Genomic DNA, 23,205 nt, shown 5'->3' with positions numbered 1-23,205 from the left:
CCGCCACCCGAAACAAAAAAGCGGACACGGGTAAGGGCCGGTTTATAGTAGAACGTGCTGGAGACCAACTTTGGTCAGGTGAACGGATTTGATTTCGGTGATCTGATTAACGCATGGTACTACTCCAACACGTTCTTTATCCATGTCTGGCAGCAACGTTTTGGCTTTGGCAGTTTCTGGGCCGATTACACCCATTGATCGTCCATTTTCCGGTTGCCCTCCTTTGTATAGCGCTGCTGCTGGAAGTAGTCGGATGGTATCGCCGGTCGGCCGACTGGCGCGCGGGCATTACCGCCCTGGTCTGGATAGGCACCCTAAGCTCCGTTCTGGCCGCTGGGTTGGGCCTGCTGCTAGTGAATCAGGAAGCGTATAGCGGAGCGACGGTCACCAGTCATCAGTGGCTGGGTCTGGCAACGGTCTTTCTGGCGGTTTGTACGGTACTGGCGCTGCGTTCGGGCCGAATGCAGCTGTACCGGGGTTTGTTGGGGGGGACGGTAATCGGCGTTGGACTGGCGGGTCATTATGGCGCGTTGCTGACGCACGGTGACGATTATCTGACTAGTGTACTCCCCCTGCACAACGAGAAAGCCCCCGGAACCAGCGACGCCAGTTTTGCCTTTGTCAGCAGCAATCAGCCGCTGACGGTCAAACAAATCGAAGACCTGAACCTGGAAGTCCGGTCGATACTCGCGCATACGTGTTACAGCTGTCATAGTGCTACCAAAACAAAAGGAGAGCTTCGGCTTGATAAAAAGGACCTTGTGCTGAAAGGCGGGAAACACGGGGTCATTCTGAAGCCCGGTCATCCGGAAGACAGCGAACTCATCCGGCGGGTGAGCCTGCCTGCCGGTGATAAAGAAGCTATGCCGACCAAAGGAAAGCGGCTCAGCGAAAAAGAAGTCGCCCTGTTGTCCTTCTGGATCAAACAGGGTGCCCCCTGGCCGGATGGTCCCGAAAAGAGCCTGTATCGGGTAGCCGCCCTGGCCCCCCGTTTACCCGCGATTCCCCTGGCTACCGTCGATATTACCCAACCCATCGATCGATTCGTGAGTGCGTATTTTCAGGCGAATAAACTGGCCTGGAAAGGCGTGGTCGACGATCGAACCTATATCCGCCGGGTGTATCTGGACGTTGTTGGTCTGCTGCCTTCACCCGTGGACGTTCAACAATTCATGGTCGATACGAGCCCGGATAAACGGAACGTTCTGGTCAGGAAGCTACTGGCCCGGAACGAAGCCTACGCCCAGCACTGGCTCACCTTCTGGAACGATGCCCTCCGGAATGATTATACCGGTACGGGCTACGTAACCGGCGGGCGTTCTGATATCACCACCTGGTTGTATCAATCGCTCAAAAAGAATAAGCCCTACAACTGGTTTGTGCGGGAACTGATCAGCCCGACGAAGCAATCGGCCGGGTTTATCAAGGGCATTCAATGGCGTGGCACCATTAACGCGAGCCAGCGAACCGAGATGCAGGCGGCCCAGAATGTGGCCCAGGTATTACTCGGGCTCAATCTGAAATGTGCTTCCTGCCACGATAGCTTCATCAGCGACTGGAAACTGGCCGATGCCTATGCGTTCGCGAACGTATTCGCCGATAGCACCCTGGAAATAAACCGATGCGATAAGCCGACGGGTAAGCTGGCCGGACGCCGTATCCTCTTTAACGAACTGGGTACAATCAGCGTCGATGCGCCAACCGAACAGCGCCTTCGGGAACTGGCTGATTTTCTGGTTCAGCCGAAGGACGGTCGACTCTACCGAACGGTCGTCAACCGGATCTGGGCGCAGCTGATGGGGCGGGGTATTGTCGAACCCGTTGATGCCATGGACAACCAGCCCTGGAGCCAGGACCTGCTGGATTGGCTGGCTTATGATTTCGTGCAGAATGGGTACGATCTGAAGAAGCTGATGTACGCCATACTGACCTCAAAAACGTACCAGTTGCCGTCCGTAGGGGTAAAAGATGCCGGTTTACTGACCGCGCCTACCTATGCGTTTGAGGGCATGGTTCGTCGGCGCCTGACCGCCGAACAGTTTGCCGATGCGGTCAGTCTATCGTTCAATCCCATCTACCAGGATACGGCTATTGTGAAGCGATTACCCCAAACGATTCATCGGGAGATTCCGTTTGTGCGTGCATCCCTGGTGAAGAACGATGCCTTTCTGACGGCTTTGGGCCGACCAAACCGCGAAACAGTCAGTACCAGCCGCCTGTCGCAGGCCAATCTGTTACAGGCACTGGAGTTAACCAATGGCCTGACGTTTAATGAAGCCTTGAAACGGGGCGCCGAGATCTGGAAAGTGAATTACCCATCGTCGGATGCTCTGGTGAAGAAATTATACTGGCAGGCATTAGGGCGGGAGCCAGCGCCCAGAGAACTTGCGGTTGCCCGGCAGCTGCTGGGTAAAACGCCCAGTATAGACGGCATTCAGGATCTGGTGTGGGCCATTGCCCTGCACCCCGAATTTCAATTAATTTATTAGCGTTCAGGTCAATACGGTTACGATCAGCAGGTGATGAAGAACAGGTGGAATAGACGGGAATTTCTGCAGAAAACGAGTGCGGCTACGCTGGCGGCACTGGCGGCCGGCGCGCCCATGCCGAGTCTGCTGTCGGGTTGTACGTCTGGATCAACTGCCGTGCAGGGAACTGCCGATACGGTGATTCTGCTCTGGATGGCCGGGGGCATGGCGCATACCGAGACGTTTGACCCCAAAAAATACACGCCCTTCGAGAAAGGCATGGCCGGGAATCGGGTATTGAGTACGTTCAAATCAGTCCCGACCGTTCTGGATGGCATTCATTTTTCGGATGGTCTCCAGAGCATCGGTCGCGTTATGGATAAGGGTACCCTGATTCGCTCGTATGTGGCGGCCGATATGGGGCATATTCTTCATTCGCGGCATCAATACCACTGGCATACCTGTTACGAGCCTCCGCAAACCGTGGCCGCTCCGCACATCGGTGCCTGGATTGCCAAGGAACTGGGGCCGAAAAATCCGGTGATTCCGGCCTTCGTCGATATAGGTCAGCGCTTTACCGTTGGTGAAGGCGAAGAACTGAAAGCCTTCCATACAGCTGGTTTTCTGGGGAATGAATTCGGTCCGTTTTTTATTCCCGATCCCAGCCAGGGCCTTGAGAGCGTTCGGCCTCCAATCGGCATGGACGCCCGGCGGTTCGAGCGACGGAACCAGTTGTATAATGAACTCATCAGCAACAGCCCCGTTGGCGAGTTTGGGAGCGATTACCAGAAAGAATCCCTCCGGCGATCGATGGAACAGGCCTACCGGTTGCTGAACTCCCCCGAAGCGAAGGCTTTTGATCTGAGTACGGAACCCAAAGCCAGTTATGACCGGTACAATACCGGTCGGTTTGGGCTGGGTTGTCTGCTGGCCCGTCGGCTGACCGAGCAGGGTGCCCGTTTCATCAGCGTCACGACCGAATACGAGCCGTTCAAGGGGTGGGACACGCACGAGAACGGCCATACGCGCCTGGAAGAAATGAAGAAGCAGATCGATGGGCCGATTGCCCAGTTGATTACCGATCTGGCTAAAACGGGGCACCTGGATCGTACCCTGGTCGTTGTGGCCAGTGAATTTAGCCGGGATATGATGGTTGAAGGGCGGCCGGGGGCTAAGGTGCTGGAACAGGTTAACCAGCCCGATGTGCTGTCTGACCTGAAATTTTACGGCATGCATCGGCACTTTACCGATGGTTGCTCGGTGCTCCTGTTTGGGGGCGGAATCAAGAAAGGGTTTGTGTACGGCAAAACTGCCGATGAACGGCCCTGCAAAACCATCGAAAACCCGGTTCGTATCGATGGAATCCATCAGACCATCTACCACGCGCTGGGTATTCCGCCCGATACCCAGTATGAGATTGAGAAGCGCCCGTTTTATACAACGCCGGATGGGAAGGGAAAGCCGGTCCTGGAACTGCTGGCTTAATTAAGCGTCCGCTTTTTTTGGTTTATAGGGCCTGCACTGTCGGGAGTTGGCTGTTTCGTGGCCGACTGGCCCGGTTTAGTCCGTCCTGTAGAACCACCAGAGCCGTCGGGTGAGGCCGATCGGTTTTTGGCTGCGGTGGGCGGAACGTACATATAGGCGCGGGAAGCGCCTTCGTCGTCGATCGTCATGCTGTTTGGGTCGCTGGTCGTGGGGCGTTTCCCCTCGGTGAGGTAGCCGGTTCCGGTTGAGGCCGTCGACCCGCCACTCTTAGCGCCCGTGGTTGACTGAGCCTGACTAGCCTGGGCAAGGCCAAGGGCCAGACAAAAGGGGAAGACTGCAAGGCTGATTTTCATGGGTATTGCTCGTTTTCGATTGGCTGTATTGCATTGTCATCAGTAAACGATTCGCGGGTGCTTAAGTTTTCAGAATAAATCCCCGTGAACTATCAGACAAATTTCTGTGTTTCACAGACAAATTTCTTATGTTTGTCGCATGATCGTTCAAGACCGCACCGCCCTCGTTTTTTCCGCCCTTAAAGGTGTTCCAGCCACTCGTTTCTTCGAGATTGCCGACCTGACAGGCTATAAACGCGAACAACTGGCGGAGGTATTCGATACCTCCCTCAAGACGTTTCAGCGGTACGAGCGGGAGCATAAGAAGCTGAATCCGCAGGATAGTGAGAAAGTCCTGAAAATCATGGCCCTCTTTCAAACCGGTGAATCCGTTTTTGGTGCCGCCGATTCATTCCGGCGGTGGATGGATAAGCCGGCTTATGGCCTGGGTAATCAGGTGCCGTTCGATCTGTTGCATACCTCGGGAGGCATCGATCTGGTGCTGGACGAAGTAATCCGTATCGAATACGGCGATCTGGCCTAGGCATACGGTCGGCCTGTTTTTCGGTCAGCTTTCCGGCTGATCAATATCAATGATCAGTTTCCCCTGGGCGGTTCGTTGCGTGAGTGCTGCATACGCATCGGCTATCGTTTCACGCGTATACCGGTTTTTATCGACCAAGGGTCTTAGCTTTCCAGCCTCAACTAAAGCGGTTGCTTCCCGGAGAATCTGACCATGATGAGCCCGGCCTTTTCCCGAGATCAGCGGATATAAGGTAAAGACGCCGGAATAGGTGGCCCCGCGAAAGGACAATGGTGCCAGACTATGCGTACCCCAGCCCAACATACTGATCACGTGCCCGGTATAGCGTTTGACTGCTTTAAAGGAATCATCTAGGATGTGGCCGCCAAGGGTATCCAGGATGCAGTCAAAGCCTTCACCAGCGGTAAATTCCTGTACGTACGCATCGACCGGGAGCCGTGTATAATCGATAGGCGTAGCCCCGTACGTTTTCATCAGGTCGTGCCGGGCCGGATCAACCGTTGCAAACACCTGTGCTCCCCTGGCAATGGCTAGCTGCACCGCAATATGGCCTACGCCACCTGCTCCGCCCTGAATCAATACTGTTTGTCCGGTGTGTACATGAGCCCTGTCTACCAATCCTTCCCAGGCGGTTATGACGGATAAGGGCAAGGCCGCGGCTTCCCGACTGGTTAGATTGGCGGGCTTCGGGGCCAGCAGATCAGCATCGACCGCTGCATAGTCGGCCAGTGAGCCCGGCACACCCGCAATACCACCGATCATACCATACACCTCGTCGCCTGGTTTAAAAGCGGTTACGCCTGCACCCACGTCTTCCACCACGCCAGCCATATCAATGCCTAATATGGCCGGTAACCGGGTTTGCGCATGGGCGGCCTGCCCCGCTTTAATTTTCAGATCCAATGGATTGACCCCACTGGCGCTGATTTTGACCAGTACCTGTCCCGGACCAGCTACCGGCATGGCTATATCGCTTAGGTGGAAGGGAGCGTCGTACGCTTCCAGAATGAGTGCTTTCATCGTGCAGTTGCTTTTTTGATCGGTTATCCCGACCGATTGAACACCACAAAGATCCGGCGTGTATACCCGTTTTATGTTGTATTTTTACATACTTTTGGGGTATATTTGTGCTATGGTAAAAGACCATCTGCGTGAGCCTTTCGAACTGATCCTGAAAGAATTTATGGATGTATGCCCCCGTGGGAAACACGCGCATACCTTTTTTGAGGTGATTTATATCGTGGCGGGTACCGGTCGGCAGTGCATTCATGACACCGAGGTTCGTTACGGGCCGGGTAACCTGTTTCTGGTGGCACCGAATGACACGCATACCTTTAAGATCGAAACAACCTCGCGGTTTTTCTTTATCCGGTTTAACAACGGTTACATTCAGGCATCCAAACAGGATAACGGGCTGGTTCAGCGACTGGAGCTGATTTTACAGAACGCACGCCATGAACCCGGTTGTTTACTCCGGAATGAAGCCGACGAACGGGCGGTCGCGCAGCTGATGGAGATCATTCTGCACGAGCATCTGCGTAAGGATCTGTATCATAAAGAACTGATCGGGCAGTTGGTGAATACCCTGCTGGTGATCATCGCCCGGAACATTTCGCAGGCGTTTCCGGCGGTTATCGATGAAACCAGCGAAGAAAAAGCGATTGACATCCTGCAGTACATTCAATCCAATATTTACTATCCTGAGAAATTGCGGGTGGAGGCAATCAGTGCACACCTGGGCTTATCGGAAACGTATCTGGGTCGTTATTTTAAGAAACATGCGCATGAAACCCTACAGCAGTATATCCTGAACTATAAGCTGAAACTGGTTGAGAACCGCCTGGTGCACAGTCAGATGCGCATTAAGGAAATCGCCGATGAGTTCGGCTTTACCGATAAGAGTCACCTGAACCGGATCTTTAAGAAATACAGGGGCGTTAATCCCACCAGCTTCAGGCAGTCAGCCAAAGCCGTTGTTTAGTCTAATCCGCCCGAAATCCTGCAGCACGATCCTGATGCTTGTCTACCGAATTACAAAAGCTATTTATGCCGACCGGCTGGTTGCCTCCGGAGGAGCGGCCCGCTGGAACAGCCGGGGCCAGTTCGTGCTGTATACAGCTGCCACGCGCGCGCTTGCCTGTCTGGAGAACGTAGTGCACCGCAGTGGCGAAGGCTTACAGGATACCTTTCGGGTGATGGTTATTGCTATTCCCGACACGGTGTTGATCACGGAACTGCTCCCGGAAACGCTGCCCGCCGACTGGTTTGACTTCGGGCAGTACGATGCCTGTCAGCGGATAGGAGGGGAGTGGCTGATGAGCGGCCGATCGGCGGTTTTGCGGGTTCCGTCAGCGATCATCGCCAACGAATGGAATTACCTGCTCAATCCGGCTCATCCCGAATTTAGCCGCATTACCCTACAGCGTACGGAGCCGTTTCTGTTTGATCCGCGTATCAAATCCTGACGGGGAATCAACGCATTTCAACCGCAAGCGCTTTACGGACAAATACTTGAACGCACTCCGGGAAATCGTTTCGTACAGGGGTATGTTTTAGATGAAATAGAATTGTATTTCGTTTAGATAATAACCGGTCCGATCAGCGTTGATCCGGTGATTTAGGAATGGGATTATTTTAGTTGTTTTATGTCAGTATAGCCAGTTTCTACGGCATTATTTCGCTTTTCTTGTAAAAATTTTGTATATTTGTCTACAAAGCGGCCTGCACATCGTATGCGAGCCGGAATAGTAATTTTCTGCGAAACTCCAACTTGAACATGGCGGAAGAAAATCCCGACCTCGAATCTCCCAGTAACATCATTCCCATTAACATTGAGGACGAAATGCGTGGGGCCTACATTGATTATTCAATGTCGGTTATCATCTCGCGTGCCCTTCCAGACGTTCGTGACGGTTTGAAGCCGGTTCACCGTCGGGTGTTATTTGGCATGGCCGAACTGGGCGTTAACTACAATAAGCCCCATAAGAAATCGGCCCGTATTGTGGGGGAAGTATTGGGTAAATACCACCCGCACGGTGACTCATCCGTTTACGACACCATGGTCCGTATGGCCCAGGACTGGTCGTTGCGGTATCCACTCGTGGACGGTCAGGGTAACTTTGGGTCCATTGACGGCGACTCACCAGCGGCAATGCGGTATACCGAAGCCCGGTTAAAGCGGATTGCTGAAGAGTTGCTGACCGATATTTATAAGGAAACGGTTGATTTTCAACCCAACTTCGACGATTCGCTTCAGGAGCCGTCGGTGATGCCGGCTAAGTTGCCCAACCTGCTGCTCAACGGCTCGTCGGGTATCGCGGTCGGGATGGCGACCAACATGGCTCCCCACAACCTGACCGAAGTTGTCGATGGCATCATTGCCTATCTCGACAATAACGAGATCACGATTGAAGAACTGATGCAGTTCGTCAAAGCACCCGATTTTCCGACGGGGGCAACCATTTATGGCATGGAGGGCGTTAAGTCGGCCTTTAAGACCGGTCGCGGTCGGGTGGTCATGCGTGCCAACGCAACCATCGAAGAAAATCGCGGTAAAACCCAGATCATTGTCACGGATGTGCCGTACATGGTCAATAAAGCGGTGATGCTCGAGAAAACGGCTGAGCTGATCAATGATAAAAAGATCGAAGGCATTATGGCCTTCCGGGATGAGTCGGACCGGGATGGCCTTCGGGTCGTATATGACCTCCGTAAAGATGCCATACCGAACGTTGTTCTGAACAACCTCTATAAACATACTGCGCTGCAATCGTCCTTCAGCATCAACAATGTCGCGCTCGTGAAAGGGCGGCCGATGTTGCTCAACCTGAAGGATATGATGAAGTATTACGTCGAGCATCGGTTCGAGGTAGTTACCCGACGGACGCAGTACGAACTTCGTGAGGCTGAGAAACGGGCGCATATCCTGGAAGGGTTACTGATTGCCCTGGACAATATCGATGCGGTTATTAACCTGATCCGTTCATCGCGTGATCCGGAAGTAGCCCGCACCGGTCTGATGCAGCAGTTCTCCCTGAGCGATCTTCAGGCGAAAGCGATCCTGGAAATGCGTCTGCAACGGCTGACTGGTCTGGAACGCGACAAGCTACAGGCGGAATACGACGAGCTGATGAGCGTGATTGCCGATCTGAAAGCGATTCTGGCGAATGAAGAACGGAAACGGCAGGTTATCAAAGATGAACTGATCGATATTCGGGCCCGCTACGGGGACGAACGCCGGACGCAGATCAACCCCCTCGGTGATGGGAATATCAGTGACCTGTCGCTGATTGCCGATGAGGACATGATCATTACGATCTCGCACGAAGGGTATATCAAGCGGACGCCAACCACCGAATACCGGTCGCAGGGACGGGGTGGAGTAGGAGCGAAGGCTGCGGCTACCAAAGAGGAAGACTTTACGGAACACCTCTTTACGGCTACCATGCATAACACACTGCTGGCTTTTACACAGAAGGGTCGGTTGTACTGGCTGCCCGTTTACGAACTGCCGGAGGGGTCCCGCCTGTCGAAGGGTCGGCCACTGGCTAACTTTATCAATATCGAATCCGACGATAAGGTACGGGCCGTTATCAACGTAACGGATCTGAAAAACGAGGACTACATCAACAATAATTACCTTGTGATGTGTACGCGGAAGGGCACCATCAAGAAGACCATGCTGGAGGCCTACTCCCGGCCGCGTCAGAATGGTATCATTGCCATCACGATCGATGAGGACGATCAACTGCTGGGTGTGTGTCTGACAAACGGCGACAACGATATTGTTATCGCATCGAGTGCCGGGAAGGCGGTCCGTTTCCACGAAAGCCGTGTTCGCCCGATGGGCCGTACGGCGGCTGGTGTCCGGGGTATTTCGCTGGATGACGAAGACAAAACGGATCACGTGATCGGCATGGTTTGCATTGCGTCGGCGGATGCCCAGTTGCTGGTCGTTTCGGAGAAAGGCTACGGCAAACGCTCGGCGATCGATGGATACCGGGTGACAAACCGGGGTGCCAAAGGAGTTGGCACGTTAAAAGTGACCGAAAAGGTTGGGCGGTTAGTGGCCGTACTCGATGTGGCAGATAACGATGACCTGATGATTATCAATCGATCGGGAATTGCCATCCGGACACCGGTTAATGAGATCAGCGTGATTGGGCGAAATACCCAGGGTGTTCGTTTGATCAGTCTTCGTGATGGCGACGAAATATCGTCCGTAACGAAAATCAAGCAGGAAGAAGTTGAAGACGTGGCTTCGGCCGATACGGAAGAAATAACAGAATAAATCGGTATAAATCGCTTACGTTGAGCGGTATGAGCCGTCGGTGCTGACACTCGAATCAGCCCGGCGGCTCAAACAATTTACGGGTGGTCATGCTTATACAGACAGATTCCGTAATTTCGTTCCTGAAAAATAAACACAACCCCATTTTACACATGAAATCAGTTTTTGTAGTTCTTATAGCCTGTTGCCTGTCTGCAGGAGTACATGCTCAGAACCAGGGTGGGGCAGCTGCTACGTTGGATGCTGCCGCGATGGATGCCGTCAAGAAAGATAAGGAGAAAAGCGACAAGGATATTGCCGATGCGAAAAGTGCGGCCAAAGCCAGCACCTGGATGGATCGGGCCAAAACCTACCAGAACATCGCTGGTCAGTATATCCGCATCGACTCCAGTGCCGCCACAACGGCTTACGAAGCATTCAAGAAGGTAATCGAACTGGATAAAGACAAGAAAGGTGGTCCGGGTAAATTGGCAAAAGAGGCAGAAGAAGCGTTAAAGGGGCAGGCTTTATACGGTGCCTTCATGCAGCAGGGGGTCGCTAAATTCCAGGCGAAGAGTTATCCGGATGCCATCAAGGCAATGACGATGGCGGGTGATATCAATCCGAAAGATACGCTGGCTCCCTTGTATACAGCCATTGCCGCCCAGCAGGTGAAAGACAACGCAACGGCTAAAACCCAACTGGAGAAATACATTGCCGGTGGGGGGAAAGATGCGTCAATCTATGGTTCGCTGGCCATGCTGTACCGGAGCGACAATGAAATTGACAAAGCTCTGGCTACGCTGGACAAAGCCATTGCCATGGCCCCCAACAACAAGGATCTGGGGAACGAGAAGATCAATATTATGCTGACCACAAACCGGATGGATGAAGCCATTACGGGTATGAAGCAAATGGTTGAGAAAGATCCCAGCAATGTTCAGAATCTGGTGAACTTATCGATTGTCTATCATAATGTTGCCGATAAAACAAACGAAGAGGTTCGTAAGCTGGAGGGTGAAACAAAAAAGGGAAGTAATGCCGGTAAGCAACTGGCCGATGCGAAAGCACTGCTTGATACTTATAACGGCGAGGTAACCCGGTTGAGTGGTTTAATTAAAAAGCAACCGAAAAACGCCGATCTGAAACGCCAGCTGGCCGATGTTCAGAAAAAGTCGACGGATCAGAAAGCAACCATTGCCCAGCTGGAAACGGAAGCTAAAGCAGCCGCAGCCAATGCGTCGGCAGCGTCCGAGGGTGAGAAGAAGCTGACGGATTTGAAGCAAAAACTGGCCGAAGAAAAGAAACTGGAGAAAGATTACCTGAATAAAGCGATGGCCGTCGATGCGAATAATTACGATGCCAACTTTAACCTGGGTGTTTTTTACTTTAACGAAGCGGTCGAAATGAAGCGGTCGGTCGATAAGATGGACATGGCAGAATACAGCAAAAACGGAAAAGAGCTGGACGGTAAAGTCTGTGGTAAATTCAAGCAAGCTTTACCATACTTTACAAAAGCCAAGTCAATAAAAGACGAAGCAGATCTGAACGAAAACCTGACGAATCTTCAGAACATTCTGAAGCAGTACGAAGAGAAGAAAGTCGCCTGCATCGAAACGAAAGAATAGGGAATAAGGTCGGTATCGACAGGTGCCGACCTTATTTAATAAAAACTTTACTTAACATAATATAAATTATACAACAAATAAATGAGAGTAATCCACAGGCTTATCAACAACTTATCCACGTGGAACACTAAAGTATTGCTTTACAAGGAGTTAGGTTAAATATGGGCTTGTGAGCCTCTCAATGCGGTTTTTTTACGCGCCTGTTGGCAAAATTTGATGATAATTCACCGAAAAACCAATCGATTATTGATTCGTCATCGGCTAAATCTGGATGAAGAATATAGTATCTGTTTCGGTAAAATTTGGTAAAAATGGAATTAGTCATCTTACTTACTTCTTTACGCGATGCGCTTCTTTTCCCGTAACTGATTTCAGAGAGTGTCATCCCAACCTGGTGCAATAATCAACAAGTTGATTGGATTCTAAACGCAGACAGCAACCCGATTGTACCGCACTAAAAATGGGCGGAATTTCCTTAACATGAATACGTAGTATGCCACACGATAAGACAAAAAAACGGTGTTGAACGAGAGCACCAGCGACGAATCAAGACCTGTCATTTTTCGGCATTCAATGCTTCATAACGTATAAAATCGGGAGTAAAAAATACGGTTGTGATCATGCACAACTATTTTTTAACACATGAATGCGTGCGCAACGTGGCCGACAGTTGAAACGAAAGTATACAAAGTAGAAAGCTTATGGGTTTACCTGGCTGGCTTCATCGAAAAGACGCATCGCCATAAGTCCATTGCCCACCGCACCGCCAGCCCGTATCGCGGCCGCAATAAAAACGGTTTCGGCAATCTCTTCGCGAGTAGCACCTGCCTGAACCGCATTGGTGATGTGGGCTTCAATGCAATAGGCGCATTGAGTTGTCAGGGCAACCGCCACTGACATCAGTTCCCGATACTTGATGGGAATAACACCATCCTTTCGCTCGGCTGTATGTTTTAGGTTTAAGAAAGCTGCAGCTTCTTTTTTAGCTGAATTAATGAGAGTATCCGTATAAGCACGGTCTTTAGGCGTCTGGTATTCGGTCATAGGAGTTAGGATGAACGAGTTAAACAGGAACAGGATCGACGAGGAGTTGATGGATTGATCAACAAAAAAAATAATACGTTTCGTCCCAGACAAGGTGGGAGACTTATTATTTATGATCCTGAAGGGGTGTATTCCCGAAACGAGCCGTCGGTATAAAAAATTAATATTCGTTCTACTTTCTTGTCTGTCGTGGCGGGAACTGGGGCGTAATCTCCACCATCAGGGGTTAGAACGGGTGCTGGTATACTGGGCGGAATCTCGTTCCGCTGGCTGCGAATCGTGATGGGGGGTGGTGTCGAATAAGGCGTATTTGTACTGAATCGTTCAGACCGATCCTGATTCGAGGGCCGTGGTATGCCCCTATCTGAATAGCCAGAAGGAACTGACTGATTCAGGTGGTTCTGATTATCTTCTTCCATAATCCACTCATACCCTAGCTCAGGGAAACGGCGAATTATTTTCTGAATAATATCGAAGCTAGGGCGATTACGACCCGAAAGAATATGAGAAATACTGGAACGCTGTACACCAATTTCATCCGCGAAGTAAGACGGCGATAGATTCTTGTCAATTAGGATCTGTTTAATTTTGTCATTAATTGTCATGAGCTTTCGAAGAACCATAGTATATACAAATATAAAAGTAAATATAGGGATAAATAATTTAAATGTAAATTTACAATACCACAATTAACATAAGTAATTGTGGTATTGTTGTAAATGGTTAATGTAAATAGTAATCTGATATAATGTAAACTAGTGAAATGTTAAACTGACACATTATTCTCGCGGAGTGCATCATTCAACGACGTTTTCAAATCAGTGGATTCTTTTCGCTGTCCAATGATGATGGCACAGGGAACATGAAATTCACCTGCCGGGAATTGTTTAGCATAACTTCCTGGGATAACGACAGAGTTAGCAGGAACGTATCCTCTGTATTCGACTGGTTTAGTACCCGTCACGTCAATTATTTTTGACGAACCCGTGATGGTAACGCCGGCTCCTAAGACAGCCCGCTTCCCAATGCGTGCACCTTCTACCACAATACAACGTGAGCCGACAAATGCGCCATCCTCAATAATAACCGGAGCTGCCTGGGGTGGCTCCAGTACGCCCCCTATACCGACTCCGCCACTGAGGTGAACATCTTTCCCGATCTGGGCGCAGCTTCCTACTGTTGCCCAGGTATCGACCATGGTTCGTTCATCGACGTAAGCGCCAATATTAACATAGGATGGCATAAGGATTACGCCGGGTGCCTGATAGGATCCGTATCGTGCTACCGCTGGCGGAACGACACGTACTTTAGCGTCGGCGAAATTACTTTTTAATGGGATCTTGTCATGAAATGAAAAAATACCGACCTCCTCGGCTTTCATCTGCTGACTGATAAAATAGAGCAGTATGGCTTTTTTTACCCATTCGTTCACCGTCCAGTCTTCATTTTCATGGGCGGGGGGATTTGCTACACGGAGGTCTCCCCTATCTAATTGATTAATTACGTTTTTGATCGTCTGGATAGAATTAGGATCTGCTAAAAGATCTCTGTTTGCCCAGATAGCCTCGATTTCGGTATTCATTTAAGTAAAGAAAAAGTTTATATATAAGCTCATAAGTATCTGATAATCAATATTATAATTTTTTGCACAGAATTTAATTTTGTATTTGATAAATATTATACTACCCCTTTTTTCTTTTGGTTCAAAGATAAGGATTCAACGCGTATAGTTTAAATATAGGCAATTATTTTTTCAAAAGCGATGCAGAACGTGCGTAAGCATTGAGCTATTAACAAGACCGTCCTGTGTAACTTAAGAGCATAAATGATGCCAGATGCATAGGAAAGTTGTTTGTGTAATTATGGGTGTAAAGGAGCAAAGTAAAAATAGTTGACAGCCAGATCCAGGCTGATACATCAACGAAGGATACTCATTGGCTCCTGACCTATGCTATAAGCAGATTTAATAAATCATCGATAAACCAGATTGAGTCAGACCCACCCATAGAAAATAGTTATAAGGGGAAGAGTGGGTTTAGTCACGACGATAGTCAGGATGATCAAATTTGAGAAAGGCGTTTTCGTAAAGGGACTATGTGGTCGAAAGCCCTCACTCGATCCTCATTTGGGGCTGATGAAAAAAGTTGAGAATAAGGGAATATCGCACGGATGAGTTAGACATAAACATCTTATGGAATACGATCAATGCTAATTTAATCAAGAGTTGTAAAACAATTAAACTACCAATAATAGTGATTAGATGCAAGTAAATGGGTAAGGGATGTACTAAAAAAGAATGCTTTAATGAATAGTAGTTACAGCAATAAAGATAATGTTAGTATTACTAGTCTAATGTCTTGGTTAATAGCTAATGGGTCAATTAACTCGTTTATACGAAGGAAATAATGTAGTTGGGTGAAAATATTTGTATTATAACTGAACTGATATCAATTGAAAAAAAAAGAGGCTAAGGGTATGATCCTCTGATTGAAAAGGCTAGTAAGTAGAAGATTCTATTGGATATAACTAAAGAATTAAAAAGAAATAAATCCTTATGAAAAAGAGAATAAATTTTAAGATTTTAGCAAACACATTACCCCTACCCTATTTAGTAATTTCAATAGTAAAAACTTTAGTAAATACTAAATAAAATACTAATTATATTAGCAAAATCTATTTAAATGCTAACATATTTTTAGTAAATTCATAGTTTTATGCTAAAAATCCTCTTTAAATACTAATATTAGTTCTAATTTTTGCTAATATACTTCCTATATACTAAAAATAGGTTTTTTTATAGCGTCCTTTTTAATACGTATATTTGAGCCGAAAACAAACCTATTTTTAGTTCATGGAAAAAATACGCGTTGCCATCAATGGCTTCGGTCGAATCGGTCGTCTTTCGTTCAGACAATTACTTGCCAAGGAAAACATTGAGGTTATTGCTATCAATGACCTGACAGATAACGAAACATTAGCACACCTGTTAAAATATGATTCCGTTCACGGTAGGTTTTCAGGAACTGTACAATCCGATAAAGATAGTATTACCGTCAATGGAACACGCATTCATGCCTATGCAGAGCGTGATCCTAAAAATCTTCCCTGGAAAGAACTAAACATTGATGTCGTTCTTGAATCAACCGGGCGTTTTGTCGATGAAGCCGGGGCTGGTCAACACCTGACAGCAGGCGCTAAGAAAGTAGTTATTTCGGCACCTGCTAAAGGTAATATTCCTACTGTCGTATTAGGCGTTAATGACGATACACTAACTGGCGAAGAAACGATCGTTTCGAACGCTTCCTGCACGACCAATTGCCTGGCTCCAATGGCAAAAGTTCTGGATGATGTTTTTGGTATCGAAAAAGGGTACATGACAACCATCCACGCTTACACGGCAGATCAGAATCTTCAGGACGCTCCTCACTCCGATCTGCGCCGGGCACGGGCAGCGGCCTTATCGATCGTTCCAACCTCAACGGGTGCCGCCAAAGCGGTAGGTCTGGTTTTGCCTCAATTAAAAGGGAAATTAGATGGTAACGCCCTGCGTGTACCAACACCAGATGGTTCGCTCACCGATCTAACGGTCATTCTGAAGCGTGACGTCACTGTAGAAGAAATCAATAACGCAATCAAAGAAGCATCAGAAACAACCCTGAAAGGCTATCTGGAATACAATGTGGATGAAATCGTATCGATTGACATCGTAGGCAATCCACATTCCTGCATCTTCGATTCGAAACTGACAGCCACCAATGGAAATCTGGCCAAAGTTGTTGGCTGGTACGACAATGAGTTTGGTTACTCAAGCCGTGTGGCTGACTTAATTACAAAGTTGTTTAAGTAGTAGTACAAATGTTAATTAAATTGAATACTATTTACAATCGTAGAATTAAATTCATTAATTAACAATATTAAATCTAATTTACAAATGGGTGTGATTTACAAAATTACACCCATTTTACATTGTAAATAGTTAATTGTAAATCCTTTATCAAAAAACAATTGTTCGTACTTAGTCTTTATTCCCAGGTGTATTTTGTTTAAGGGTGACTGGTACAAGTCAGTTGTCAATTGTAAATCATTGCATCCAAATTGTTTAATCTGCTCAACACTGTAAGCAAATAAATCAGGGCTATCTGTTTTTAAATGCATCGTCCCACCCCTGATAAGTAGCTGTTTATAGATCGCTAAAAAACGAGGATGAGTCAGTCGATGTTTGTCCTGTTTTGGCCGGGGCTGGGGGTCCGGAAAGGTGATCCAGATTTCATTGACCTCCCCTTCTTCGAAAAATTCCTGAAGGTAATTTATATCCGTTCGCAGAAAAGCCACGTTCGTTAAACCAAGCGTCTGTGCTATTTTGGAGCCTCTGGCAATGCGATCCCCTTTTATATCGACACCGATAAAATTGGTATCCGGGAACGCCTGGGCTAATCCAATTGTATACTCCCCTTTCCCACAGGCCAACTCCAGTACAATTGGCCTGTCATTTATAAAATAGTCCTGTCGCCAGCGCCCTTTGATCGTTTTATAGAGGGGTTTACCAACTTCAATAACGTTTTCGCTTTCTGCATTTTGCAGAAAGAAATGATGTTTACGACGAGTCACTGTTATAATTTGATTAATTCAGCAATGTGATAATTACTACCCGTAACGAGGATCAGGTCGTCGGGTGTTGCTTGTTGTAAAGCGGCTGCCAGCGCCCTGTTTACATCCGGGTAAGTGGTACCCATGCGCCCCAGCGAAGCCGCTTCGGCCTGAAGAGTAGCAGCTGGTAAGGAACGGGGTGAATCCGCCTGACAAAAGTAATAGATGGCCGATTCGGGCAGACTAAGCAGAACAGCGGTGCGGTCTTTATCGGCAACCAGCCCGATGACAAGCCGCAACGAGGCAAACGGAATCGATTGTATCGTTGTAAACAATGCCTCCAGACCGGGTTTATTATGGGCCGTATCGACAATAACCCGTGGCTGTTGATGAAGGGTTTGAAAGCGACCATTCAGACCGGTTAACGGCACAACCGCTTGTAGACCGGTTTGAATGGACTCCGTGGATACGGGTAGAATCGATTGTAGGGCCTGAACTGTCGCCAGAGCCGTCGCTACATTAAGCAGCTGATAACCGCCCGTTAAATCCAGCGTATAGGACAGAGTTTCTCCGTCGCCGGATTGGACCCGGATATTCCTCACCCCGTCCGACAGGCCAGCATCGGCAACCGTATACAGCTGATCGGCAAAGACAATAGGTGCCTTTAGTTGATTAGCAATTTCGGTAAATACAGGTGTCGTTTCTGACTGGGTCTCTCCGATGATCAACGGTATACCCGCTTTAGTAATACCGGCTTTTTCACGGGCAATTTTTGGGAGTGTATCCCCCAGAATGTCTGTATGATCAAGGCCAATGTTCGTAATGACGGATGCTAAGGGAGTAATCACGTTCGTCGAATCCAGACGACCGCCCAGTCCTACCTCAATAATGGCAACGTCGGGCTGCTGACGCGCGAAGTAGTCGAAGGCCATGGCAACCGTCACCTCAAAAAACGATGGCTCGATGGATTCGATTAATGACTGGTGGGTGGTCACAAACAAAGCCACTTCGTCCTCAGCAATGGGCTGTCCATCGAGACGGATACGCTCGGTGAATGATTTTAAATGGGGCGATGTATATAAACCAACCCGGTAGCCCGCCGATTGGTAGATGGCCGCCAGCATGTGCGAGGTACTGCCTTTGCCATTCGTTCCGGCTACGTGAATACTCCTGAACTGGTGTTGCGGATTGCCCAACGCTTCACATAGCCTTAGGGTATTGTCCAGGCCAGGTTTGAGTGCTATGGGGCCAATCCGGTGAAAAACGGGGAGCCGACTGTATAGATAGTCGAGTGCTTCCTGGTACTGCATTAATCTTTTGCCTTAATAATGAATGTTATGGTCCCGGTAGAGGTGGGCGGAGTAGAGCCCCCTTTCGGCTTTAGCCTCAACCGTTGTACAGCTTTCCGATACTGCTCCGCTACAGCGGGGCTCACAGTAGACTGCTGTTGCTGTACCCGTATAATTTCGCCATCGCCATCCACAGTGATTTTGAAAATAATCTTCCCTGTCTCATCGGAGTCATCATTCACCGCCGGACGGCTGGCCATTGACCAACCCGACACATCGAATGCCACACCGGTAGCGGCTCCTCCAGGGGTACCATACAGGCTTTTGGCATCAATCTTACCATTCGGATTCCCTTTATCCCCAACCCCACTCGCGTCATCGCCATTATTATTCCCACCGGTTCCGGAGGCTTTCCCAACCGTACCATTCGAGCCCCCCCCACCCGATGATTTTTTGAACAGGGCATCGTTATTGACGGTCTCTACCTTTTTGGGCGGTGCCGGGGGGGCAGGCTTTTCAACGGGAGCCGCTTTCGAGGTTTCAACCCGTTTGGGCTCGGGTCGTTCGGGTGTTGTAACGGGGCTCTCAGTTTTACTCGCAATGATTGGCTTTTCGGAGGCTGTTTTAGCCGGTTTGGCCTCCTCAACTTTGGGGACTGGCGTTGGGCGGCTCTTTTCCAGCCGGGGAGTCGTGTTCACTTTCGGGTTCGGCCTTTTTTCGGCCGCTTTTACGTTCTCAGGATTGGGCGAGTCAGAGGCCTTGTTATAGGTCTGAATGCGACCGCTCCCTCTGGAGTCAGTGCCAAAGTTGACCTCCACGAATTGAATCGGGGGCGGATTCGGGATCGTTTGTGACAGGTGAACGAGTAATAAGATAGCCACCAGCAGTACATTGATAATAACGGCACCCGCCAGTGACTTTACCCGAATTTCGCCCTCGTTGTCGAATGTTATACGGTTCATGAGGTAGGGATGATTTTCGTAGACTATAACGCAGACATTGACTGCTTCGTTTATCCAGGGTACCGATCAGCCAGTGTCTTCTAAACAAAGTAACGTAAAATCTGCGACAGATGGCCGGATGAGTCCCGATTCAATGGTTATGTTTGCAGCCCGAACGTTCAGATCTTACTCGTATGCCAGTTCTTCAACCCATTGTGAACATTGCCGAACTGCTCAGCCAGAAAGGTATTACGGATGTAGTGGTGTCGCCAGGTTCCCGGTCGGCACCGCTGACGCTGGCCGTTGCCCGGCATCCCCGGCTACGGGTCCGCGTGATGGCCGACGAGCGGTCAGCGGGCTTTGTCGCCCTGGGGATGGCCCAGCAAAGCCGAAACCCGGTGGCGATCATCTGCACATCGGGCAGTGCGGTCTACAACCTGGCACCAGCCGTGGTGGAGGCTTATTTTCAACGGATTCCACTCCTGCTCCTGACGGCTGACCGGCCCCACGAATGGCTGCACCAGCAGGATGGGCAGACGATCGATCAGGTTAATCTGTTCGGATCGCACGTAAAACGTAGTTATGATCTCCCCGCCGATTATAGCCATCCCGATGCCCGATGGTTTATAGAGCGATCCCTCAATGAAGCCGTCAACCTTTGTCGGCTGGCTCCATCGGGGCCCGTTCATATCAATGTGCCGCTTCGTGAACCGTTTTATCCAACGGCCGATGAACGCTACCAGTACGAAAAGGTACGACTCATCGATTCCCTCCCTGCTCAACCAACATTGCCACCCGAAGTCTGGCATGAGTTACTCAACGAATGGGAACGCAATGAACGAATACTGCTGGCTGTAGGACAGCTTCCGTATGATCCGGATTTGCTGACCTGCCTGCAACAAATCAGCGAGGAGATGGGCGTACCCATTGTTGGCGAGATTGTCAGTAACACAGCCCGCAATGGCCTGTTCATTACGCATTCGGATACGTTCCTGTCGGGACTGGACGACGCATTGGGCGAATCGCTTCGACCGGATCTGCTCATCACCCTGGGTAATTCGTTCCTGACCCGGAATCTGAAAACATTTTTCCGCCGGTTTCCAGCGCATCGCCACTGGCACATTCAACCAACCGTCGATCGCATCAACGATTCGTTTCAAAGCCTGACAACCCTTATCCCCGCAGAACCTCTCCCTTTTTTACAGAAATTAGTGGCGGACCTGGATTTTCAGCGTTTTTTGCAGGGCGATGAAGACGATGCCTCGCATGAATTTCTGAACCAGTGGCAAACCGCCGATCGACAGGCTACCCGTCTTGTTTACCAAACCATTGCCGGTTCGGATGCCCAACTCACGGACTGGTCGGCGGTACAGACTGTGCTGGACCAGTTACCCGCCCAATCGATCCTGCATCTGGCCAACAGTATGCCCGTACGCTACGCCAATCTCTGCGGAGTCGATCAGTCCTTGCAGATTCAGGTTTCGGCCAATCGGGGAGTCAGTGGTATCGACGGCTGCCTTAGTACGGCAGTCGGTGCCGCCCTGATGACGGACCGGATCGTTACGCTGCTAGTTGGCGATGTTGCCTTTTTTTATGATCGAAACGCCCTATGGTCGGCTCCCGTGCCGCCTAATCTGCGAATTGTGCTCCTGAATAACGATAGCGGGCATATTTTCCGGATCATCGACGGACCCAGCCGACAACCGGAGCTGGAAACGTATTTTGAAACGCCCCACGGGTACACGGCCCGAAATACCGCAGACGATGCCCGGATTTCATATCAGATCTGCACTACCCTGGACGAATTGCGATCCCTCCTACCCGATTTTTTTGCCAGCAGTCCACAGGCAAAACTGCTGGAGATTTCAACGGATAAGCATACGAATCAGGATCAGTTTTTAGCCTATAAATCAGCTATTGGTGAACTGGGATTAAAACTACAACTATAGTTATAGTTGTTTGGTGATTTTTTGCAAAAAAATATGGTTTTTCAATCAGTCGATAGTGAGTCTGGTTTCATGATGCACTGGAAAAACACGTTGTATTGGCACTACCAGTACGAATTAGCTAATAAATGCAGTAAGTTTATGGGCTAAACCGATTCACTACAAACACGCTAAAACAGTATCGTTGCCCATGAAAACAAACATTGGTATTTCTCCGGAAAATCGGGAAGTAGTTGCCCATCAATTAGCCAAACTCCTGGCCGATGAGTTTGTCCTGTACACCAAAACCCTCAACGCCCACTGGAATCTGGAAGGGATGGACTTTCATTCGGTTCACCTCTACTTTGAAGAACTCTACCAGCAATCGGCTGAGATCGTCGACGATGTGGCCGAACGGATCCGGCAGTTAGGTCATTATGCCCCCGCTACGTTAAAAAATTTCCTGCAACTGACACATCTAACGGAGCAGGACGAGGATGGTAATGACAGCCGCAGCCTCATCAAAAAACTGTTGAACGACCACGAAAGCATCATTGAATTCATCCGGGGCAATATTGATGAATTTCAGGACGCCCACAAGGATGCCGGGACGGGTGATTTTGTGACGGGACTGCTGGAAAAACACGAAAAAATAGCCTGGATGCTTCGGGCGCACCTCAAGTAATACCCATCAACCGATCCCGGCCAATCCGCAGACTGGCCGGGATCGTCAAACAGGTTTGCAGCTTGGTTATTTGGCTTTACACCCCCACCCTTGTTTCAAAATCCGTCGATTGGGTTAACCCTTCCCAGCGTTTAAACTCCTCACGCAGGTTATCCAGTTTTCGAAAAGCCCGCTCATAAGCGTCGGAACCCAGCAACAGATAGAGCGGAGGATCAGGTACCGCTGCCAGTTGAATCAGCGCCATCGCTGCTTTTTCCGGGTCGCCGGCCTGTAAACCGTCCAGCTGACGGTATCGGGCATGGGAAACGCGAACGTCCTGATAGGCGTCAATCGGATTGCTGGCGATCACCAGTGACTCCGCACTCAGGAAACTGGTTCTGAATGCCCCCGGCGCAACGACCGTGACCTTTATACCGAAGGAACGAACATCAGCAGCCAACACTTCCGAAAGCCCCACTACCGCATATTTTGTCGCTCCATAAATAGCCCAGCCGGTAGTTGCCGTTAGGCCCGCAATGGATGAGATATTGATGATGTGGCCCGAGTGCTGCTTTCGTAACTGGGGCAATACAGCCCGGATTACGTTCAACATGCCGAACACATTGATGGCAAAACTTTCCCGTGTTTCCTGATCGGTCAGTTCTTCAATACTCCCTCCAATCCCATAACCGGCATTATTGACCACCACATCAACCCGGCCAAATCGGACTGTGGTTTGCTGAATGGCGTCGGCAACACTCCCTTCATTGTTCAGATCAACGGCCATGGGAAGAAATTGGTTGGTTTCTGCGCCAATAGCCCGAATGAGTGCATCCCGATTCCTGGATGTTGCCGCTACGAATTCGCCAGCGGCCAGTAAATGCCTGACCAGACTCAACCCCAGCCCTTTTGAGGCCCCGGTAATAAACCACACTTTTCTGTTGTCCATAAATTGATTCGTTTGACCGGACAAAAGTAGGCTGGTCTGGTAAGCATGGGATAGCCTTAGTCAAGCAGATGCTTGCGAAA

Annotated in this window: 19 protein-coding genes; 10 read left to right on the top strand and 9 right to left on the bottom strand. The window is 49.5% G+C overall.

Annotated features, from left to right (window positions below):
• Positions 1 to 113 precede the first annotated feature (113 nt).
• Together G8759_RS19220 and G8759_RS19215 are read left to right on the top strand one after the other, a co-directional pair.
• The gene (locus tag G8759_RS19220) at positions 114 to 2,489 is read left to right on the top strand and encodes a PSD1 and planctomycete cytochrome C domain-containing protein (protein WP_167210956.1); all 2,376 of its coding nucleotides are present in this window, start codon (positions 114 to 116) and stop codon (positions 2,487 to 2,489) included.
• 33 nt (positions 2,490 to 2,522) lie between these two features.
• A complete protein-coding gene (locus G8759_RS19215; RefSeq protein WP_167210948.1) occupies positions 2,523 to 3,953 on the top strand; it encodes a DUF1501 domain-containing protein in 1,431 nt (476 codons plus the stop codon).
• On the opposite strand, the gene G8759_RS19210 is transcribed toward G8759_RS19215, so the two are convergent.
• Positions 3,950 to 4,306: a hypothetical protein gene (locus tag G8759_RS19210; RefSeq protein ID WP_232073875.1), complete on the bottom strand. Its 357-nt coding sequence runs from the start codon at positions 4,304 to 4,306 to the stop codon at positions 3,950 to 3,952. The two genes, G8759_RS19215 and G8759_RS19210, sit on opposite strands and share 4 nt — an antisense overlap.
• 139 nt (positions 4,307 to 4,445) lie before the next feature.
• Between G8759_RS19210 and parS the strand changes: the two genes are divergently transcribed.
• Positions 4,446 to 4,829, top strand: coding sequence for a type II RES/Xre toxin-antitoxin system antitoxin (gene parS / locus G8759_RS19205; protein WP_167210945.1), 384 nt, complete (start codon positions 4,446 to 4,448; stop codon positions 4,827 to 4,829).
• Between the two features lie 24 nt (positions 4,830 to 4,853).
• Here the strand turns inward: parS and G8759_RS19200 are convergent, their stop codons facing one another.
• Positions 4,854 to 5,849: a zinc-dependent alcohol dehydrogenase family protein gene (locus tag G8759_RS19200; protein WP_167210943.1), complete on the bottom strand. Its 996-nt coding sequence runs from the start codon at positions 5,847 to 5,849 to the stop codon at positions 4,854 to 4,856.
• A gap of 112 nt (positions 5,850 to 5,961) precedes the next feature.
• Here G8759_RS19200 and G8759_RS19195 point away from each other — a divergent pair, with 112 nt between their 5' ends.
• From G8759_RS19195 to G8759_RS19180, 4 genes are all read left to right on the top strand, one after another.
• Positions 5,962 to 6,810, top strand: coding sequence for an AraC family transcriptional regulator (locus G8759_RS19195; protein ID WP_167210940.1), 849 nt, complete (start codon positions 5,962 to 5,964; stop codon positions 6,808 to 6,810).
• 34 nt (positions 6,811 to 6,844) lie between these two features.
• Positions 6,845 to 7,294 carry an RES family NAD+ phosphorylase gene (locus G8759_RS19190; protein ID WP_167210937.1) on the top strand — a complete coding sequence of 150 codons (450 nt, stop codon included), beginning with the start codon at positions 6,845 to 6,847 and terminating at the stop codon, positions 7,292 to 7,294.
• 311 nt (positions 7,295 to 7,605) lie between these two features.
• Positions 7,606 to 10,119 (top strand): DNA gyrase subunit A, encoded by a 2,514-nt coding sequence (gene gyrA / locus G8759_RS19185; protein ID WP_167210934.1) that lies wholly within the window; start codon positions 7,606 to 7,608, stop codon positions 10,117 to 10,119.
• A 152-nt stretch (positions 10,120 to 10,271) separates the two neighbouring features.
• Positions 10,272 to 11,726, top strand: coding sequence for a tetratricopeptide repeat protein (locus G8759_RS19180; RefSeq protein WP_167210931.1), 1,455 nt, complete (start codon positions 10,272 to 10,274; stop codon positions 11,724 to 11,726).
• Positions 11,727 to 12,425: 699 nt separating this feature from the next.
• Here the strand turns inward: G8759_RS19180 and G8759_RS19175 are convergent.
• The 3 genes from G8759_RS19175 to G8759_RS19165 all read right to left on the bottom strand — a co-directional run bounded on the left by G8759_RS19175 (position 12,426) and on the right by G8759_RS19165 (position 14,352).
• Complete coding sequence (locus G8759_RS19175; RefSeq protein ID WP_232073874.1) at positions 12,426 to 12,863, bottom strand: carboxymuconolactone decarboxylase family protein; 438 nt, start codon at positions 12,861 to 12,863, stop codon at positions 12,426 to 12,428.
• Positions 12,864 to 12,880: 17 nt separating this feature from the next.
• A complete protein-coding gene (locus G8759_RS19170) occupies positions 12,881 to 13,393 on the bottom strand; it encodes a helix-turn-helix transcriptional regulator (RefSeq protein ID WP_232073873.1) in 513 nt (170 codons plus the stop codon).
• Positions 13,394 to 13,536: 143 nt separating this feature from the next.
• Positions 13,537 to 14,352 (bottom strand): 2,3,4,5-tetrahydropyridine-2,6-dicarboxylate N-succinyltransferase, encoded by an 816-nt coding sequence (locus tag G8759_RS19165; protein ID WP_167210928.1) that lies wholly within the window; start codon positions 14,350 to 14,352, stop codon positions 13,537 to 13,539.
• 1,269 nt (positions 14,353 to 15,621) lie between these two features.
• Here G8759_RS19165 and gap point away from each other — a divergent pair.
• The gene (gap, locus tag G8759_RS19160; RefSeq protein WP_167210902.1) at positions 15,622 to 16,617 is read left to right on the top strand and encodes a type I glyceraldehyde-3-phosphate dehydrogenase; all 996 of its coding nucleotides are present in this window, start codon (positions 15,622 to 15,624) and stop codon (positions 16,615 to 16,617) included.
• A gap of 95 nt (positions 16,618 to 16,712) precedes the next feature.
• Here the strand turns inward: gap and trmB are convergent, their stop codons facing one another.
• The 3 genes from trmB to G8759_RS19145 are packed head-to-tail and all read right to left on the bottom strand — an operon-like array spanning position 16,713 to position 19,608.
• On the bottom strand, positions 16,713 to 17,378 hold the full coding sequence (trmB, locus tag G8759_RS19155; protein ID WP_167210899.1) for a tRNA (guanosine(46)-N7)-methyltransferase TrmB: 666 nt from the start codon (positions 17,376 to 17,378) through the stop codon (positions 16,713 to 16,715).
• A 2-nt stretch (positions 17,379 to 17,380) separates the two neighbouring features.
• Positions 17,381 to 18,667 (bottom strand): bifunctional folylpolyglutamate synthase/dihydrofolate synthase, encoded by a 1,287-nt coding sequence (locus tag G8759_RS19150; RefSeq protein WP_167210896.1) that lies wholly within the window; start codon positions 18,665 to 18,667, stop codon positions 17,381 to 17,383.
• On the bottom strand, positions 18,667 to 19,608 hold the full coding sequence (locus G8759_RS19145; RefSeq protein ID WP_167210893.1) for an energy transducer TonB: 942 nt from the start codon (positions 19,606 to 19,608) through the stop codon (positions 18,667 to 18,669). Before G8759_RS19145 ends, G8759_RS19150 begins: the two co-directional genes overlap by 1 nt.
• Before the next feature lie 173 nt (positions 19,609 to 19,781).
• On the opposite strand from G8759_RS19145, the gene menD reads away from it, so the two are divergent.
• Together menD and G8759_RS19135 are read left to right on the top strand one after the other, a co-directional pair.
• Complete coding sequence (menD, locus tag G8759_RS19140; RefSeq protein ID WP_167210890.1) at positions 19,782 to 21,536, top strand: 2-succinyl-5-enolpyruvyl-6-hydroxy-3-cyclohexene-1-carboxylic-acid synthase; 1,755 nt, start codon at positions 19,782 to 19,784, stop codon at positions 21,534 to 21,536.
• A gap of 187 nt (positions 21,537 to 21,723) precedes the next feature.
• A complete protein-coding gene (locus tag G8759_RS19135) occupies positions 21,724 to 22,197 on the top strand; it encodes a Dps family protein (protein ID WP_162384307.1) in 474 nt (157 codons plus the stop codon).
• 76 nt (positions 22,198 to 22,273) lie between these two features.
• Here the strand turns inward: G8759_RS19135 and G8759_RS19130 are convergent, their stop codons facing one another.
• Positions 22,274 to 23,125, bottom strand: coding sequence for an SDR family NAD(P)-dependent oxidoreductase (locus tag G8759_RS19130; RefSeq protein ID WP_167210888.1), 852 nt, complete (start codon positions 23,123 to 23,125; stop codon positions 22,274 to 22,276).
• Positions 23,126 to 23,205: the final 80 nt, after the last annotated feature.

The organism is Spirosoma aureum, from assembly GCF_011604685.1.
GTDB classification, from domain to species: Bacteria; Bacteroidota; Bacteroidia; order Cytophagales; family Spirosomataceae; genus Spirosoma; species Spirosoma aureum.
The sequence above is the reverse complement of the archived record's forward strand: the minus strand, read 5'-3'. Positions and strand labels throughout refer to the sequence as shown.

Excerpts from the sequence above, each read along its gene's own strand:
- G8759_RS19220 (WP_167210956.1), top strand. The coding sequence starts at position 114 with ATGGTACTACTCCAACACGTTCTTTATCCATGTCTGGCAGCAACGTTT.
- G8759_RS19215 (WP_167210948.1), top strand. The coding sequence starts at position 2,523 with ATGAAGAACAGGTGGAATAGACGGGAATTTCTGCAGAAAACGAGTGCG.
- G8759_RS19210 (WP_232073875.1), bottom strand. The coding sequence starts at position 4,306 with ATGAAAATCAGCCTTGCAGTCTTCCCCTTTTGTCTGGCCCTTGGCCTT.
- parS (WP_167210945.1), top strand. The coding sequence starts at position 4,446 with ATGATCGTTCAAGACCGCACCGCCCTCGTTTTTTCCGCCCTTAAAGGT.
- G8759_RS19200 (WP_167210943.1), bottom strand. The coding sequence starts at position 5,849 with ATGAAAGCACTCATTCTGGAAGCGTACGACGCTCCCTTCCACCTAAGC.
- G8759_RS19195 (WP_167210940.1), top strand. The coding sequence starts at position 5,962 with ATGGTAAAAGACCATCTGCGTGAGCCTTTCGAACTGATCCTGAAAGAA.
- G8759_RS19190 (WP_167210937.1), top strand. The coding sequence starts at position 6,845 with ATGCTTGTCTACCGAATTACAAAAGCTATTTATGCCGACCGGCTGGTT.
- gyrA (WP_167210934.1), top strand. The coding sequence starts at position 7,606 with ATGGCGGAAGAAAATCCCGACCTCGAATCTCCCAGTAACATCATTCCC.
- G8759_RS19180 (WP_167210931.1), top strand. The coding sequence starts at position 10,272 with ATGAAATCAGTTTTTGTAGTTCTTATAGCCTGTTGCCTGTCTGCAGGA.
- G8759_RS19170 (WP_232073873.1), bottom strand. The coding sequence starts at position 13,393 with ATGGTTCTTCGAAAGCTCATGACAATTAATGACAAAATTAAACAGATC.
- G8759_RS19165 (WP_167210928.1), bottom strand. The coding sequence starts at position 14,352 with ATGAATACCGAAATCGAGGCTATCTGGGCAAACAGAGATCTTTTAGCA.
- gap (WP_167210902.1), top strand. The coding sequence starts at position 15,622 with ATGGAAAAAATACGCGTTGCCATCAATGGCTTCGGTCGAATCGGTCGT.
- G8759_RS19150 (WP_167210896.1), bottom strand. The coding sequence starts at position 18,667 with ATGCAGTACCAGGAAGCACTCGACTATCTATACAGTCGGCTCCCCGTT.
- G8759_RS19145 (WP_167210893.1), bottom strand. The coding sequence starts at position 19,608 with ATGAACCGTATAACATTCGACAACGAGGGCGAAATTCGGGTAAAGTCA.
- menD (WP_167210890.1), top strand. The coding sequence starts at position 19,782 with ATGCCAGTTCTTCAACCCATTGTGAACATTGCCGAACTGCTCAGCCAG.
- G8759_RS19135 (WP_162384307.1), top strand. The coding sequence starts at position 21,724 with ATGAAAACAAACATTGGTATTTCTCCGGAAAATCGGGAAGTAGTTGCC.
- G8759_RS19130 (WP_167210888.1), bottom strand. The coding sequence starts at position 23,125 with ATGGACAACAGAAAAGTGTGGTTTATTACCGGGGCCTCAAAAGGGCTG.